This is a genomic window from Sphaerimonospora thailandensis (genome assembly GCF_016863115.1).
GTDB classification, from domain to species: Bacteria; Actinomycetota; Actinomycetes; order Streptosporangiales; family Streptosporangiaceae; genus Sphaerimonospora; species Sphaerimonospora cavernae.
The window spans coordinates 1-13,235 of record NZ_BOOG01000084.1; the positions used below are offsets into that span (position 1 = coordinate 1).

At 68.0% G+C, this 13,235-nt stretch carries 18 protein-coding genes; 10 read left to right on the forward strand and 8 right to left on the reverse strand.

Annotated elements, in window-relative coordinates; genetic code table 11:
- On the forward strand, nt 1–495 hold a 495-nt coding region (locus Mth01_RS27985), incomplete at its 5' end, for a zinc finger domain-containing protein (protein ID WP_308440855.1).
- On the opposite strand, the gene Mth01_RS27990 is transcribed toward Mth01_RS27985, so the two are convergent.
- Complete coding sequence (locus Mth01_RS27990) at nt 496–870, reverse strand: cupin domain-containing protein (protein WP_204018966.1); 375 nt, start codon at nt 868–870, stop codon at nt 496–498.
- Between the two features lie 75 nt (nt 871–945).
- On the opposite strand from Mth01_RS27990, the gene Mth01_RS27995 reads away from it, so the two are divergent.
- Both Mth01_RS27995 and Mth01_RS28000 read left to right on the forward strand, forming a co-directional pair.
- Entirely contained in the window at nt 946–1,404 is a 459-nt protein-coding gene (locus Mth01_RS27995) for a MarR family winged helix-turn-helix transcriptional regulator (RefSeq protein ID WP_204018967.1), read from the forward strand.
- A gap of 175 nt (nt 1,405–1,579) precedes the next feature.
- Nucleotides 1,580–1,903, forward strand: a complete 324-nt coding sequence (locus Mth01_RS28000; protein WP_204018968.1) for a rhodanese-like domain-containing protein — start codon at nt 1,580–1,582, stop codon at nt 1,901–1,903.
- Nucleotides 1,904–2,107: 204 nt separating this feature from the next.
- Here Mth01_RS28000 and Mth01_RS28005 read toward each other — a convergent pair whose 3' ends face one another.
- A complete protein-coding gene (locus Mth01_RS28005; protein ID WP_204018969.1) occupies nt 2,108–2,287 on the reverse strand; it encodes a hypothetical protein in 180 nt (59 codons plus the stop codon).
- 25 nt (nt 2,288–2,312) lie between these two features.
- Nucleotides 2,313–2,909 carry a hypothetical protein gene (locus tag Mth01_RS28010; RefSeq protein ID WP_204018970.1) on the reverse strand — a complete coding sequence of 199 codons (597 nt, stop codon included), beginning with the start codon at nt 2,907–2,909 and terminating at the stop codon, nt 2,313–2,315.
- A gap of 641 nt (nt 2,910–3,550) precedes the next feature.
- Here Mth01_RS28010 and Mth01_RS28015 point away from each other — a divergent pair.
- Nucleotides 3,551–4,906, forward strand: coding sequence for a purine-cytosine permease family protein (locus tag Mth01_RS28015; protein ID WP_204018971.1), 1,356 nt, complete (start codon nt 3,551–3,553; stop codon nt 4,904–4,906).
- 299 nt (nt 4,907–5,205) lie between these two features.
- Nucleotides 5,206–5,565 carry a ribbon-helix-helix domain-containing protein gene (locus Mth01_RS28020; protein ID WP_204018972.1) on the forward strand — a complete coding sequence of 120 codons (360 nt, stop codon included), beginning with the start codon at nt 5,206–5,208 and terminating at the stop codon, nt 5,563–5,565.
- Between the two features lie 32 nt (nt 5,566–5,597).
- Here Mth01_RS28020 and Mth01_RS28025 read toward each other — a convergent pair whose 3' ends face one another.
- A complete protein-coding gene (locus Mth01_RS28025) occupies nt 5,598–6,191 on the reverse strand; it encodes a methylated-DNA--[protein]-cysteine S-methyltransferase (RefSeq protein ID WP_204018973.1) in 594 nt (197 codons plus the stop codon).
- 103 nt (nt 6,192–6,294) lie between these two features.
- Here Mth01_RS28025 and Mth01_RS28030 point away from each other — a divergent pair, with 103 nt between their 5' ends.
- Together Mth01_RS28030 and Mth01_RS28035 are read left to right on the forward strand one after the other, a co-directional pair.
- Entirely contained in the window at nt 6,295–8,208 is a 1,914-nt protein-coding gene (locus Mth01_RS28030) for a PAS domain S-box protein (RefSeq protein WP_204018974.1), read from the forward strand.
- A 169-nt stretch (nt 8,209–8,377) separates the two neighbouring features.
- Nucleotides 8,378–8,830, forward strand: coding sequence for an ATP-binding protein (locus Mth01_RS28035; protein ID WP_204018975.1), 453 nt, complete (start codon nt 8,378–8,380; stop codon nt 8,828–8,830).
- Here the strand turns inward: Mth01_RS28035 and Mth01_RS28040 are convergent.
- The 3 genes from Mth01_RS28040 to Mth01_RS28050 all read right to left on the reverse strand — a co-directional run bounded on the left by Mth01_RS28040 (nt 8,827) and on the right by Mth01_RS28050 (nt 10,153).
- Complete coding sequence (locus Mth01_RS28040; protein ID WP_239090061.1) at nt 8,827–9,501, reverse strand: YidC/Oxa1 family membrane protein insertase; 675 nt, start codon at nt 9,499–9,501, stop codon at nt 8,827–8,829. The two genes, Mth01_RS28035 and Mth01_RS28040, sit on opposite strands and share 4 nt — an antisense overlap.
- Nucleotides 9,502–9,590: 89 nt before the next feature.
- Nucleotides 9,591–9,983: a DUF6412 domain-containing protein gene (locus Mth01_RS28045; RefSeq protein WP_204018977.1), complete on the reverse strand. Its 393-nt coding sequence runs from the start codon at nt 9,981–9,983 to the stop codon at nt 9,591–9,593.
- A 2-nt stretch (nt 9,984–9,985) separates the two neighbouring features.
- Nucleotides 9,986–10,153 (reverse strand): hypothetical protein, encoded by a 168-nt coding sequence (locus Mth01_RS28050; protein ID WP_204018981.1) that lies wholly within the window; start codon nt 10,151–10,153, stop codon nt 9,986–9,988.
- Nucleotides 10,154–10,422: 269 nt separating this feature from the next.
- Here Mth01_RS28050 and Mth01_RS28055 point away from each other — a divergent pair, with 269 nt between their 5' ends.
- Nucleotides 10,423–11,199: a response regulator transcription factor gene (locus Mth01_RS28055; RefSeq protein ID WP_204018978.1), complete on the forward strand. Its 777-nt coding sequence runs from the start codon at nt 10,423–10,425 to the stop codon at nt 11,197–11,199.
- A gap of 12 nt (nt 11,200–11,211) precedes the next feature.
- On the opposite strand, the gene Mth01_RS28060 is transcribed toward Mth01_RS28055, so the two are convergent.
- The gene (locus Mth01_RS28060) at nt 11,212–11,700 is read right to left on the reverse strand and encodes a hypothetical protein (RefSeq protein ID WP_239090062.1); all 489 of its coding nucleotides are present in this window, start codon (nt 11,698–11,700) and stop codon (nt 11,212–11,214) included.
- Nucleotides 11,701–11,924: 224 nt separating this feature from the next.
- On the opposite strand from Mth01_RS28060, the gene Mth01_RS28065 reads away from it, so the two are divergent.
- Both Mth01_RS28065 and Mth01_RS28070 read left to right on the forward strand, forming a co-directional pair.
- Nucleotides 11,925–12,275, forward strand: coding sequence for an STAS domain-containing protein (locus Mth01_RS28065; RefSeq protein WP_204018979.1), 351 nt, complete (start codon nt 11,925–11,927; stop codon nt 12,273–12,275).
- Nucleotides 12,276–12,279: 4 nt separating this feature from the next.
- Nucleotides 12,280–13,005, forward strand: coding sequence for a glycosyltransferase family 2 protein (locus tag Mth01_RS28070; RefSeq protein WP_204018980.1), 726 nt, complete (start codon nt 12,280–12,282; stop codon nt 13,003–13,005).
- Nucleotides 13,006–13,235 lie beyond the last annotated feature (230 nt).

Here is a 13,235-nt window from a genome sequence, read left to right on the forward strand (position 1 = left end):
GTGGCGAGAGATCCGGACGAGGTGCCGGGGATAGCGAACCTCGGCCCGGATCCCCTCGCCGACGACTTCACCGTGGAGACGCTCGCCTCGATCGTGGGCGGGAGCCGTACCCAGATCAAAGGGCTGCTGCGCGACCAGAAGGTGATCGCCGGCATCGGCAACGCGCACTCGGACGAAGTGCTGCACGTGGCGCGGATGTCCCCGTTCAAAGTCGCGGCGACGCTGACGGACGAGCAGGTGGCGGCCCTGCACACCGCCATCGCGACCACCCTGCGCGACGCGGTCCGCCGGGCCAGGGGCCTGGCCGCCGAGGACCTCAAGTCGGAGAAGAAGTCGGGCCTGCGCGTGCACGGCCGTACGGGCGAGGCGTGCGGAGTCTGCGGCGACACGATCCGCGAGGTGTCGTTCGCCGACTCGGCGTTGCAGTACTGCCCGACCTGCCAGACAGGCGGCAGGCCCCTCGCGGACCGCCGCCTGTCGCGCCTGCTCAAATGATCAGACAGACCACGGCGGGGTGATCTTCTCATCGCCCACGAGGCCCTGCACCCCCGCACTGGTGCAGCAGACGAACTCGACGGGCTCGGTGTGCGAGGCGTTGCCGAACTGGCCGACGGTGTCGGCTGGGAAGATGATGACGTCTCCGGGACCAGCGACGCAGGGCTCCCCGTCGATCACGCCGCTGACGGTGCCCTTCACCACGAGCAGCACCTCCTCGCGGGTCACGGTGTGCTCCGCTCCCGTCCGGCCGGGCGGCAACTCGGCCCGCCATACGGCGAGCTCCTTGGTTCCCCGGGACGGTACGGCAAGCGGGCGGAAGGTGACTCCGTCGAACTCGATCGCCGGCGCATCCACACCTTTGGACACGGTCATGACTGCCTCCTAGGATGGTCAACTGAGCTGACGATAAGGTAAAGCAGGCTGTCCATATGGTCAAGGGGATTGACGATGACGCGCATACGGGGAGAGATCCCGCTGCTCATGGCGATGGCATATCGGATCATGATCGACGATCTGCACGCGCAGCTCGAGGCGGAGGGCAGCGACCTCCTGCGTCCGGCCCATGGGTACACGTTCAAGTTCCTGCTCGACCGCGATGACGCGACCACCGTCGACCTGGCCGATCATCTCGGCATCACCAAGCAGGCCGCGTCCAAGATTGTGGAAGAGCTGGAAGAGTGGGGATACGTGACCCGGCGTCCGCACCCGACCGACCGGAGGGCGCGGGCGCTCGGCCTCACCCCGAAGGGGCAGGCGTACGTCGAGCGCGCGAACGAGCTGCGGGGCCGGACCGAGGATCGCTGGGCGGCCCTCATCGGACCAGACCGGCTCGACCAGATCTACGAGGACCTGTGCGCCCTCGTGGACTCGGCGGGCGGGCGCACCCCGCCACGGCCCGTCTGGTAGCCGTCGACCAGCTCTTCCACAGCCTCGGAGAGTAATCCACAGGCTGTGGAGAACCTCTGGTTCTTGTGCATCGGACCAGCAGACAGCGCTCGTGACGGGATCGGCGGAAACAAGCTGGTGCCACCTCCGCCGGGACGCCGCTCGGGCATCTCCGCGGACCAGCGAGAATGGGCGCATGATGGTGCCGGAAATCGCGGCGAACGCCGTACCCGAGGACGCATATCTGCTGGACGTCCGCGAGATCGACGAGTGGCAGGCGGGACACGCGCCGCATGCCGTCCACATCCCCCTGGGCCACCTGCAGGCCCGGGTCGACGAGCTTCCTCAAGGCGACACGGTCTACGTGATCTGCCGCGTGGGAGGCAGGTCCGCCCAGGCCGCGATGTGGCTCAACCACATCGGCAGGAAGGCGATCAACGTGGACGGCGGCATGCAGTCATGGGCCGCCGCCGGCCGCCCCATGCTCAGCGAAACCGGCGCCACGCCCTACGTCGCATAAGAGGGCGAACATGACAGTTGTGGCACACATCCCCCGGCTGAACGGTAGATCCAGCGGAGGACGCCGACCGTGCACGAGGGCAAGCCGCCTCAAGCGTACGACCTGCAACTGGCCCTCATGATCGATAGCGCCTCGCTGCCCTCCGCCGGACCGCTGAGAGATCGAGCTATCGGCCCCTGAACCACTCAGGCCGATAGCTCGATATCAAGATCTCAGATGCCGCGAAATAGTGAATACCGCAACGCCCGCTACCGCAGCCAGGGCCAGGACGATGCCGATCTCGACAGGCCCGACCAAGCCGAAGCGACTGGCGACAAACAGCAACCCGTAGGCGACGACGACCGCCGCCAACAGAGCAATGAAGACAGCTATTGCATGGCGCACGATATCCCTCTCCTGCTTACATCGGCTACGGGGTCTGAGTGATCTCGTAGCTGCCGGTCGCACCGTAGACCTTGTAGTCGATCCGCGGATACTTTACGGTCCAAGCGACATCGCCGAACTTGTTCTCTACCTTCCCCTGCATCCTGGAGTAATAGGTAGCAGTACCGTTCCCGGTCTGAGAGTTGAGAATCAACCCCATGTCATAGTTCGTGCCGTCGTTATTGGCCATGTAGTAGTAGCGCTCCTTGAGGGAGACCTTCCCGCTGGACCAACAGTAGTTGACGACGCTGTGCCAGTCGAAGGCTTTGAAGCCGAGCAGCGTCTTATATGCGATGTAACGGTCTGCCTTGTGGCAACCGCTGGCCGCCAGGAGGCGAACGGTGTCGTCGGGAGCGAGGGAACCGCTCTCGGGATCGACCACATGGGCCGCGATTTCCGGGTACCTCAGGAGGGTGGCGCGGTCGGCCCCGCTGAGGCTGCCAGTTTCCTGAAGGCGGCTGAGCGCGGCCTTTGCGTCCTCAGGGATCGAATCGTCGGCAGATGCCGGCGTGGCGAGCGCCACACCCAAGGCGGCCACGGCGAGCGTGCAGACGGAAGCAGCCATGGCGATCTTGGCACGCATGGTGGTAAACTCCTTTTGCTTGTGATTTGGGTCACGGGTGGAAGGTCTTGGCAAGGAACTCCACTCGTGGCCCTTAACTGGGTTGGACAAAACTTTGCCAGACTTTTGCAACTTAGGCAAGGTTGGTATTCAGAAGAGCTCAGGCATATCCATTCACACCCCCGCCTGAGCGGCGGCTTTGCCGTTCGGACTGTCTACACGGGCCGCCAGGATGCCATCAGGCATTGATGAAGTCGGACAAACAGGCACAAACCATGGCATTTAATGATCTTACTAGCTCGGATGGCAGCGGGTTGTGGCTACTTAGGCAGCATCGCCGCAGGTCAACGGGGGGTGTGAATGGATACGCTCAGGCAGGTCTTCAATCCGTCTATACCCGCCGCGTTATCGGTGGCTGACAATTAGTGACTGCGGACCGGCGGACCGGCGCCCTCCTCCGAACGCTCCATTCGGTCACGCTGCTTCGATATAACGGACTGGCCGTAATAGCGGCAGACCCAGAGAGATGTCATAATCCGGGTGATAGCTGAATACCGCGGGAGCTCGGGCGTGACCGGGCTGAGAGGGCGGCTCCTCGTGACGTAAGGCGTGCCGCCGACCGCCTGAACCTGTCCGGATAATGCCGGCGTAGGGAGCGTGCGATGGCGTCCGCCCATGTCGACCCCGTTGAAGTCGTCGACCCCAAGGGGTCCGAGGTCCCCCTGACCCTCGACGAAGAGGCCCCGAAGACGCTGGGTCTGCTCGACCAGGGGGCGTTCTGGGCGAACCTCGGCGTCAGCCTTCTCGGTTTCTCCGGGGCGCTGCTCCTGCTCGACCCACTCGGCGGCAGGCCGCTGACGTTCACGGGGGCGGTGCTCGCCGCCGTCGTCGGCAGCCTGATCGGCACCGTCATGGTCGGACTGGCCGCGATCCCCGGCACGCGGACGGGCAGACCGGCGATGATGCTGCTCCGCGGCCTCTTCGGGGCCCGCCTGTCGTACGTCCCGACCGTCCTGAACATCGTGCAGATGCTCGGCTGGGGGGCCTTCGAGCTGTGGGTCATCGCGCGCGGCGCTGAGGCGATCTTCGGTACGGCTGTGCCGTACGAAGCATGGGTGATCGTGGCGGGAGTGGTCACGATCGCGCTCACTATCCGGCCGCTGGGCGCGCTGCGGCTGCTGCGGCGGTACGTCACGGCCGGCGTGGTGCTCTCCATGGTCTGGCTGTCCGTCGCGTTGGCGATGAAGGGGCCGACGCTCGCCGGAGGGTCCTGGGAGGCATTCGCCCCGGCCGTCGACTACGTCATCGCGCTGTCGGTCTCCTGGGTGCCGATGGCCGCCGACATCGCCCGGCACTCCAGGTCGAGCCGGGCGGCGTTCACGGGGGTGGTCGGCGGCTACACGATCGCCCAGGTCGCCTGTCTCGTCCTGGGCATCGCCGCGCTCGCGCTGGTCGGGAACGCCGAGGACAGGGTCTGGGACCCGTTCGTGGCCGCGCCGCTCGGTGGACTGTTCTTCGGCGTTCTCGTGCTGCGCGAAGTAGATCAGTCGTTCGCGAACGTCTACTCCACCACCATGTCCATCCAGAACCTCGCACCCCGCTGGGACCGGCGGATCGTCTCGACGGTGATCGGGGTGTTCACGATCGGGATCGCGCTGCTCGCCGACGTGAACTCGTACGGCGCGTTCCTCAGCGTGATCGGTGCGGTCTTCGTCCCCATGTTCGCGGTCCTCGTGGTCGACTACTTCCTCCTCGGGGGAGCCTCCCGCTGGAACACCGCCGGCGACGCACCCTCCCGCTGGTCGATGATCGTCCCGTGGATCCTCGGGTTCGTCGCCTTCTGGATCGTCGCCGCGCCCCCTGAGGAGATGAGTTGGTGGGACCGCGCCTGGGTGGGGGTGCGCGAGACCATCGGGTTCGTCCACCAGCCGTGGATGAGCGCCACACTCGCCGCGTTCCTGGCCGCCGCGCTGGCGACGCTGCTCCTGCACCCCCTCACCCGCCGCCGCTCGTCGTAGCGGCGGCACGCGCCCGCTGGTTTCCCCTTCCCACGACGGTTGTGTCAGACATAATCTGGGATGAGGAAGTTGCGCTTCTACCGATCGGCCCGGAAGCACCGCATAAGGCAGGCACGCGCCCTTCATGTGGTCCGGTCCGGACCGCTGGCAGTCGTTCCCGCTTCCGACCCGGCTTTGGAAGATCGGTGGGTGTGGGTCGGCCCGGATGATCGAGGCAGCGAACTGGAGGTGGTCGGCATACTGACCGAGAAGTGCCTTGTGATCATCCATGTGATGCCGACCGCTCTGAGGAGGAAGTCATGAGCACGCACGAGGAATCCTGGCCGCCGAAGGACATCGAACTCACCCTGGACCAGGACTCCGAGATCGACAGCGAGTCCGAGGAGATTTACGACACCAAGGGCAACCGGATCACGGACGAGTACGTGGCGCAGGCGATCGCCGATGTCCACCGTGCGATCGACGAGGGCCGGGTGTCCGTTCCCACTGGTCGTGGGGGGCGTCCATCATTGACCGGCGAAAGCAGGCACTCACCCAGGATCTCGTTCCGCATTCCTGAGGAACTCTGCGAGCACGCGAAGGCCCGTGCCCGACAGGAGGGGAAAACGATCTCCGCACTGGCGCGGGTAGCCTTCGAGCAGTATCTCCGTGCGAGCTGATCCGCAAGGTCCTGTACCTCGGAATCGCGAGTTCAGCCGATGGCGCCTTCGAGGCGGAGCAGGTGTTCCTTGGCGGCCGGGCCGCCGGCGTAAGCGGAGCCCGGTGTTCCCGATGAGCCCGGTGTTCCCGATGAGCCCGGCGACTCGACGGCGCGGTGGCAGGGGACGATGACGCACACCGGGTTGCCGTTCAGCGCGTTGGCCACCGCTCGCAGCGCCTGCGGCCGCCCGATCCGCTGCGCGATCTCCTGATATGTGGTGACCTGCCCGTACGGCACGGCGAGCATCATCTGGGTCACCGTCCGCGAGAAGCCGGTGGCGAGCCGGAGATCGACCGGGGTGGAGAACGCGCGCAGCCGACCGGCGAAATACGCCTCCAGCTCCCGGCGCACCGGGTCCAGCCGCCGCGGATCGGGCCCGATGAACGAGCCGATCAGGCGGAAGACGCGCTCGAAGACCGCGTGCTCGTCGTCATAGCTGCAGACCGCCACGCCTCGGCCGGTGACCGCGAGGGTCAGCCGCCCGACCGGGGTGTCCACATGCCCGAACGCCACCTCGGGGGGCGTCTCGCCCACATATCCCGGTGCGGTCACACGTAACAGGGCCTCGAGGTCCTCTGTGGACATTGGCGCCCCGCTTTCTCTCACTCGCTGGCAGAAGGGTATCGGAGCCATCTCGACCTGCCGGAAAAGGCCAAGATCAAAAGGTGAAAGGGGGCACGATGGGGACGTGGGTGACTTCGAGGCCAGGGACGAGTGGGACGAAGACGGCATCGCTCGCGCCGTCGTCGCCGACTCCCCCGACGCCATCGTCGCCCTCGACCGGGACCTGACCGTGCTGAGCTGGAACGCGGCAGCCGAGCGGCTGTTCGGCTGGCCCGCCGAGGAGATCATCGGCCGCCGCCCGCCGATCGTGCCGGACGAACTGATGGCCGAGCACAACGCCGTGTTCGAACGCGTACGCACAGCATCGGACTCCCGGAGCCGGGTGTCCCTGCGCACCAAGCGCTTCCACCGGGATGGGGCACTCCTCGACCTGCGGGTGGACACGAGCGCGCTGCGCTCGGCGGGCGGCGCGCTGCTCGGATACGTCAGCGTCTATCACTCGGCCGAGGACGACGACGCCGCCCAGGACAGGGCCGCCAGGCGCGCACTGCTGGTCCGGCGGCTGACCGACGTGGTCGGGGACATCAACGCCGAACTCGACCTTCCCGTCGTGCTCGACCGCATCGCCGCCAGCCTCTCCGAGCTCACCGGGGCCGACGCGGGCGGATTCGTGTCGATCGAGGGGGACCGCCTGCGCCTGGTCGGCGTCCACCGGCTGCCCGAGGGGCTGCGCGGCGCCACCGCCGAGCTGCACACGAGCCTGCTGGACAAGCTGCTGCGCACCGGCAAGACCGTGCTGCTGGAGACCGGCCCGGAGGGGTTCGGCGATCTGGTCTGGGCTCGGGTGCCCGGACTGCACACGATCGCCGTGGGGCTGGCGGCCGTCGGAGGGCGTCCCTACGGAGCGCTCTACGCCCTGTTCGCCAAGCGCAAGGCCGGCCACCTCGAGCTGGAGCTCCTCGAACTGCTCGCCGGTCACGCCGGCATCGCGGTCGGCAACGCCATGGCCTACCAGGAGGCGGTACGGCAGCGCGCCCACGAGCGTGCGGTGTTCGATGCCAGCGCGGACGGCATAGCCGTACTGGACCGAGCCGGAAAGGTCATCCGGTGGAACCCGGCCGCGGCCGAGCTGACCGACGTCGCCGCCGAGGAGGCGATCGGCGGTCCACCGCCCTTTCCGCTTCCCGAGCCGGGAGCCAAGCTCACCTTCCAGCTTCCCTCCGGCCGATGGCTCGACGTGCTGTGCGCGGAGATCCCCGAGACCGGGGAGAGCGTGGTGGACTTCCGCGACGTGACCCGGGCGAAGGAACTGGAGGAGGCCAAGGACCTGTTCCTCGCCACCACGAGCCACGAACTGCGCACGCCGATCACGATCGTGCGCGGGTTCGCCAGCACGCTCGACTCCCGCTGGGACCATCTGTCGGGCGATGAGCGGCGTTCCGCCGTACGGACCATCGCGGAACGGTCGCGGGCACTTGGGCAGCTCATGGATCATCTGCTGCTCGGCGCACGGGCCGGCGCCGACGAGCTCAAGGTCAAGGTGGAGATCTTCGACCTGGCCGAGCGGGTACACGCGGCGACCCTGGGCCTGCCGGTGTTGTCCGACAGACACCGGGTCGAGGTGGACATCCCGCCCGGGCTGCCGCACGTGTACGGCGATCCACTGGCGACCGACATCCTGCTCGGCCAACTGCTGGAGAACGCGTTCAAGTACTCCCCGGACGGCGGGCTGATCCGGGTGGGCGCCTGGCCGGAGGACGACCTCGTCGTCCTCGTCGTCGACGACGAAGGGATCGGCATCGCCCCAGCGGACCGGGAGCGGGTCTTCGAGCGCTTCGTCCAGGCCGACAGCGGCGACCGGCGCAGGTTCGGGGGTGTCGGTCTGGGACTCTACATCGTGCGGAGCCTCGCCAGGGCCCAGGATGGGGACGTCACCGCGCTGCCCAGGCCCGGAGGAGGCACCCGAATGCGAGTCGTGCTCAACCGGGCCCGGCTCGAGGTCTCAACCGATACCTCATCAGACACACCGAGGTGGTAACGCGCTTGCCTGGCAAGAGCTGATCTATTGTCCAATGTGCACAAGCTGTGATCGGAGGTCGGTTTCCCCGTCGATCCAACGGGGCATTTCGGTCGTACTGGGGCTGTTGTTTTCCTCAGGAGTGGAGTCCCTGCCAAGGGGCGGTCTCCTGAGGGACTGAATCGGGGAGGTGAGTGCGACGAGCGTCGTGCTGCTGCCGTACGCACCGTCGAGCGTCGCCGTCGCACGTCAGCGCCTCAGTTCGGAGTTGCTGGCCACGGGCATGAGCGCCGGAGTGGTCGATGACGTGGTCCTGGTGATGAGCGAGCTGCTCAGCAACGCCCTGCGGCATGCGCATCCCCTGCCGTGTGGCCAGCTCAGAGCCTCGTGGGATTGCTCGGAGAGCCAGGTGGAGGTGGCGGTCAGCGATGGCGGAGCCGCCACCGAGCCGCGAGCCGGCCGCCCCACGCTTTCGTCGCTGGGCGGCCGGGGCCTGGGCATCGTCGAGTACCTCGCGGATCACTGGGGCGTCCGGCACGAGGGGGAGACGACCACGGTCTGGGCCACCTTGACCGCCTCTTGGGCCACCCGGAACGGCCATAACAGGGCGACCGGAACCCCCGCCCTCCGCGAGGTGGGCTAAGTCGTGCGCGGATAGAGCAGGGCCCGCTCGGCCGTGGTCCAGGCGCTGCTCACGAGCAGGTAGACACCGGCGGCGAGCGGGAGGAAAGCCGCCACCAGCAGCGTGCCGTACGGCAGCAGGGTCTGGAGCCGCCGCATCGGCGCCGCCGGCTCGATCCGCTGAGAGGCGGTGTGCGAGGCCGCCCACGCCACGATCGCGAGCAGCACGAACAGCCCGAGGAACACCATCGCCGGCGCGCTGAACGGCCCGGCCACCGCCAGCACCGCACTCAGGTGCTCCCCCAGCGGCACGCCGAGCATGCCCTGCGCGAGCAGCAGGTTGGGATGCCCCGCGATCACGGCGGAGGTGAACAGCCGATAGGTGACCGCGAAGAACGGCGCCTGCGCCAGCATCGGCAGGAAACCGGCGAACATCGAGGTCCCCTCCCTGGCGTAGAGGGAACTGACCTCGGTGTGCAACCGCTGCGGGTCACGCCGCCACCGCCTGCGCAGCCGCTCGACCTCGGGCGCGAGCCGCAGGCGGATCCGCTGCGCCCGGGCGGCCCGTACGCTCAGCGGGAGCAGCAGCAGCCGTACGGCCAGCGTGAACAGGACGGTCGCGACCGCCGGACCGGTGAGATCGCTGAGCGCGTGGAGCAGCCCGTAGGCGGGGGAGAACACGGCATCGAACATCGGAAAGCCTTTCGTCTTAGATTTCATGCGGTGATCGGGGCATGACGAAAGCGCTCGTGATCGCCCAGAAAGGGCGTCCAGCCTGACGATCAGACGAGCGCGTGGCTTTCCGATGGAGCTCGCGGACGGGGGCGACCGGCGGTATCGGGGTCGCGGAAGCGGATGAACAGCCTCCAGGCGGGCCGCGAACGGCCGCCCGGGGGCGCGTCGTGGAGGCCGGGCAGTCCCACCGGCAGGGCGAGCATCCGCGCGACCGCCATGACGATCACGCCGGCCAGGCCGAAGGCCGCGAGCACGCCGAGCTCGTACCCGGCCAATCCGGCCGCACCCGAGCCGGCCAATCCTGATCCGGCCGTGCCGAGCCCGAACATGCCTCGGCCCAGCATGCCGAGACCGGCGGGCGTGACGAACTGACCGGGCAGGATGACCAGCCCGGCCAGCAGCCAGATGATCGGGCCGGGGAGGGCCCGGACGGAGTTCACGTTTACCGGGAGAACTTCCCGATCATGGTGATCGTCGCGACGACGAGGAATGCGACGATCGCGAAGATGAACAGGAACTTGAGCGTCGCGAACAACGCGGGGATGATGAATCCGAACACCAGCCAGATGGCGAGGATGATCCCCAGGACGGTCAGCGCGATACGGGCCATAGCCACAAGGTACGCGGTGACACCGACAAGTGCGAGCTTGATCGTACGCACCGGCCACCCGCCGTACTGGAGACCGGACAATGCCGCAGGTCAAGAGATCACGTCCCGGTTTCACGTGAATCATTCCCTCTCGGTATGGCAAGCACGGCACGGCGAACCGACCACGGCCGGGGCCGTCGGCAGACGGCGGAGACAGTCAGCCGGGCTTAACTTGGTTACGTGCCTTTCGGAAAATCGGCCCATGGGAATCACCTGATGGGAAACGACTGATGCGAAACCGCGCCTCTCGCGTCCTGGTCGCCGAGAACGACCCTGCCGTCGCCGAGGTGGTGGCCCGCTACCTGGAACGCGAGGGCCACGAGGTGGAATGCGTGGATGACGGCGCCGAGGCGCTCAGACGGGCCATCGCCGACCCTCCCGATCTGCTGGTCCTCGACCTGATGCTGCCCGGGTTGGACGGCCTCCAGGTCTGCCGGGCCGTGCGCGAGCAGTTACCGGTTCCCGTCATCATGCTCACCACTCTCGGAGAGGAGATCGACCGCGTCGCCGACCTGGAGACGGGGGCCGACGACTATGTCACCAAGCCGTTCAGCCCGCGCGAGCTCGCGCTGCGCGTCCAGTCCGTCCTGCGCCGGGCCCGTGGCGCCCCGGCCACTCCCGACGGCGGCCAACCGAGTCAGAGCGGCCAGATCGGCCGGGGTGCTCAGCCGACCGCCGCACGTGGGCTCACCTCCACCGGAACGAGCGTGCTGCGTGACAGCGACCTGGTGGTGGACGCGGGCACCCGCCAGGCATGGCTGGCCGACCGGGAGATCACCCTGACGGCTCGGGAGTTCGACCTGCTCGTCCACCTGCTGCGCAACCCGCGTCAGGCGTTCAGCCGAGCCGAACTGCTCAAGGGGGTGTGGGGCTGGTCCTTCGGCGACTCCTCAACCGTGACCGTTCACGTACGCAGGCTCCGCGAGAAGATCGAGCCGAACCCGACCGATCCCAGGCGGATCGTCACGGTCTGGGGCGTCGGTTACCGCTATGAACCGTCGGCGTGACATCCCCCACGATCAACCGGGCAGGCCCGGCGGCAGGCCGTCGGGCAGGGCGATCACGCTGGGCGGGCCGACCGTACCGATCATGCCGGTTGAGCCGGGTGTTGCCAGCGCTCCGAAAAGTCCGGGTGCTCCTGCGGGGAGGGCATCCGACATGGCGCGAAATGTCGGGCAGGGCCAGCGCCACATGCAGCTGCGGCACCGCAGGATCGGGTTGGCGGTGTCGCTCGTGATCCCGCCGGCGTCCCTCGGTTGATGGAGATCGAGCAGCCGGATGCCGAGCTCGGCCAGGCACAGCAGATCCTCGCGTGCCGTGGCGAGGAAGTCGAGGTCCTCGCCGGTCAGCTTCGCGCTGATCGGGACGTGCCCCTCTCGGTTGATCAGCGAACGCAGCGGCTCTGCGGAGTCGCGCCATGACGACGCCTTGGCGCTCCGGACCTGGACGTCCTCCAGCCGCTCCCGCAACGACCGCCGCTCGGGATCTTCTGGCAGTTCAGCGTTCATGTTTCTTCGGGCCCACTGTGCTCGGCGCCCGCCCTCCTTCGCGAAGTGACGACCAAGACCAGGAGGTTCCGGGCCCCCCATCCGGCTACGCCGGCGTCGCATACCGTCAAGCTTCGCGCACTCCGCGTTTGCTTGCCCCGGAAATCGGGGACAAAGGGCGGGCGACTCTTCGGGGTTTCCGGCGGAGCGTGACCCGGGGCCTGGACGACGCTAGTGTGCGCCTCGTGGAGCTCAAAGTCGCGACCCGATCCCAGGCAGGCCAGGCCGTCATGGCCATCTACGGCGAAATCGACCTATACACCGCACCCCGGCTGCAGGCCGAGTTCACTCGCGTGCTGGAGACCGGGCCGGACCGAGTGGTCATCGATATGTCCGGAGTGGAGTTCTGCGACTCCACCGGCATGAACGTCCTGCTGTCCGCGCTCAAGCGCCTGCGCGAGCGCGGCGGTACGCTGGAGGTCGCCGCGCCCCGGCCTGCCGTACGGAAGATTCTGCAGGTCACAGGCCTCGACTCGGTCTTCACCGTCTATGACGCCGTGCCGGCCGACGTGCTCGCGGCCGATCAGCAGGGCTAGCCGCATGGGTGATGTAGTGGTACCTGAGCAGGACACCGCCGTCGTGATCCCGGCCAAGGACGAGGCCGACCGGATCGGCGGCACGGTGACCGCCGCCCTGAAGCTGCCCGGCGTCGATCTCGTGGTGGTCGTCGACGACGGCTCGTCCGACGAGACCGGCCGGGTGGCCAGGGCGGCGGGCGCCCGGGTCGTACGGCACAGCCGCAACCGCGGCAAGGCCGCGGCGATGGAGACGGGCGCGGAAGCCGTACGGCTCCTCGATGAGGGCGGCGAGGTCTCCAGGCACCTGCTGTTCCTCGACGCGGATCTGGGCGAGACCGCCGGGGCCGCGTCCGCGCTGATCGCGCCCGTGCGCGCCGGCGAGGCGGACATGACCATCGCGGCGTTCGCGAAACGGGTGAAGCTGGGCGGCCACGGCATGGTCGTACGGCTGGCCCGCGAGGGGATCAAGCGACTCACCGGCTGGGAGCCGACCCAGCCGCTCAACGGGCAGCGCTGCCTGACCCGGCCCGCGTTCGAGGCGGCCCGCCCGCTCGCCCACGGCTTCGGCGTCGAGACCGGCATGACGATCGACCTGCTGCGGAAGGGCTTCCGGGTGATCGAGGTCGAGGTCGAGATGGCGCACCGGGCGACCGGCAACGACCTGCGCGGGCAGCTCCATCGGGCCAGGCAGCTCCGCGATGTCGGCCGCGCCCTCGCCGCCCGCGAGATCCCCTCGCTCCTCCCATAAGCCCCACCCCAATACCCGTACCATGCGAGAATTCGCAAGATCACGGTGGAGAGGTTCGGGTGTCGTGGGTGTCGCGGCGATCGGGCTGTCCATCCTCGCCACGATCATCATCGGGGTCATCGGCCCGTCGGCCATGGTGCCGGAGCTCGCCGACGGCCCGGGAAGGCCGGTGCCGGAGCTCGCCGACGGCCCGGGAAGGCCGGTGCCGGAGCTCGCCGACGGCCCGGGAA